Consider the following 2,254-nt stretch of genomic DNA (forward strand, 5'->3'; position numbering starts at 1 on the left):
ACCCTATGCTTGCGCCAAGCACTGCATTGACCGGTCTCAGGTTGGGAATGAGGACTTCGTGGTGCTCTCGGGAGTCGGGTGCCTCGGGTTGGGCATGATCGGGTGTCTGAAGCTGCGCAATCCGGCAAAGTTGGTCGTCCTGGATATCAACGACCAACGCCTGGAGTTGGCGAAAAAATTTGGCGCCGATATCGTCATGAATCCCGCGAAGGAGAAAATAGCCCCCAAAATCATGGAGATGACGGAGGGATACGGCTGCGATGTCTACATCGAGGCATCGGGACATCCTTCCTCGGTACAGCAGGGGCTGGATATCATCCGGAAATTGGGGCGTTTTGTCGAGTTCAGCGTATTCGGGCATCCTACAACGGCTGATTGGAGAATCATCAGCGATGAAAAGGAGCTCGATCTCCTGGGAGTTCACCTCAGCCCCTATTGCTTCCCCTCGGTCATCGAGTGGATAGCGGATGGGCGTTTGCCCACGGAGGGCGTCGTCTCCCATAAATTCCCGCTGGAAAAATGGAAGGAGGGCTTTGAACTGGCCCTCAAGGGAGAGGGCGCTGTGCGCGTGGTGCTGGTACCGTAACGAGAAAGAGACAGTCGGGGGGTGGGGGAAAAGGGAGCCGAAAAAAGCGTTTCTGCGGGCGTGGAGTCTGGTCCTTTGGTTGAATAGCTGTTCAAGGGAGGAAAGTATTGTGAAAAAGATAGGCGCTCTTATCGGTCTGACCGTTTTGCTTTGCCTGGCCGGTTCCGCGTGGGCCGAGGAATTCGACTGGAAACAGTGCGAGGGGCAAACGATCAAAATACTTTTCAATCAGCATCCTTATGCGGAGGGTATCATCCAAAAGCTCCAGGAGTTTGAGGCCCTGACGGGAATCAAGGTCGTCCATACCACGATTCCGGAGGAGAACTACTTTGACAAGCTGACGACTTCTCTGAGCAGCCGTTCCGGTGAACCGGATGTCTTCATGACGGGGGCTTACCAGTGCTGGGACTATTCTACCTCCGATTACATGGTGGACCTGGACGCCTTTTTGAAGGACCCCAAGAAGACGGCAAGCGATTATGATTACGACGATTTTTTCCCCGGGATTTCAGGCGCTTTGCGCTGGGATCGTGTTCCTGGCCACAGGACGGGAAAGGGCCCTCAGTGGGCTTTGCCGATTGGTTTCGAAGACAACGTGCTGATGTATAACACGGATGTCTTTGCCAAGTTTGGCGTTCAGCCCCCCAAGACGATCAGCGAGCTCCTCGAGCTCTCCGCAAAGCTGAACGAGTTTGACGGCAAGGGGACTTACGGAATCGCTTTGCGCGGTACCCGCAACTGGGCGACGATCCATCCGGAATATATGACGACCTACACCAATTACGGCGCTGTGGATCTCGCGATCGAGGACGGCAAACTGGTCTCGAAGGTGAACTCCCCCGAGGCCGTTGCCATGACCGATATGTGGGTGAAGCTCGTCAAGGCGGGCGGGTCTCCCACGTGGTCGTCCTATACGTGGTATCAGTGTGGTGCGGATATTGGAGCCAAAAAGGCCGCTATGATGTTTGGCGCGGACAGTACGGGCTATTTCCAGTCCGTGCCGGGCGCGTCCAGCCAGTCGGGCAAAATTGCTTTCGCTCCTCCTCCTCTTCCCGATGGGCAGAAGGAAATCCGTTCCAACCTGTGGGTTTGGTCCCTCGCGATGAACGCTTCCTCCCAACATCAGGATGCAGCATGGCTTTTCATCCAGTACTTTACCAGCAAGCCCTTCCAGACCTGGTCCGTAACGGAGTGGAAGTCCGTTGATCCTCCCCGTAAGTCGGTCTTTGAAAACCCCAAATTCCAGGAGATCATCGCTGCCACGCCGGGCTTTAAGGAGACCTTCGAGGCTACGGTCCCTGGAACGACCGTCTATTTTACGCCCAATCCTTATTTCTTTGAATTGGCGACCGAATGGGCTGCGACGCTTCAAGACCTCGTGGCGGGCAAATACGGCAGTACTCAGGAGGCCATGGATCAGCTGAAGGCCAAAATGGACAAGGCCTTGGCCGATGTCGAGGTGAAGGAGTAGTCGGCCGGCTTCTCCGCCAAACTGTTCGTGGAACTATTGCACAGGCGTTCATGATAAAGACGGAGGTGGAAAACCTCCGTCTTTATCATGAAACCACATATTGAAGCACAACGGATTTTATGGCTCCTGCTTGTCTCCGGACTTTCATGTTGTCCGAGGAGCCGACTCGGCGGGTTGACCATAGGTAGCGTCAGCCC

General features: G+C 55.1%; 2 protein-coding genes. Both read left to right on the top strand.

Annotation, left to right across the window (positions count from 1 at the left end; all coding sequences use genetic code 11):
- A partial coding sequence (locus Q0176_RS10685) for a zinc-binding dehydrogenase (RefSeq protein WP_299302739.1) occupies nt 1-586 on the top strand: 586 nt, incomplete at its 5' end.
- A 109-nt stretch (nt 587-695) separates the two neighbouring features.
- Nucleotides 696-2,057 carry a sugar ABC transporter substrate-binding protein gene (locus Q0176_RS10690; RefSeq protein ID WP_299302742.1) on the top strand — a complete coding sequence of 454 codons (1,362 nt, stop codon included), beginning with the start codon at nt 696-698 and terminating at the stop codon, nt 2,055-2,057.
- The last annotated feature ends 197 nt before the right edge of the window (nt 2,058-2,254 follow it).

The organism is uncultured Fretibacterium sp., from assembly GCF_938040765.1.
In the GTDB taxonomy this organism is placed as follows: domain Bacteria; phylum Synergistota; class Synergistia; order Synergistales; family Aminobacteriaceae; genus CAJPSE01.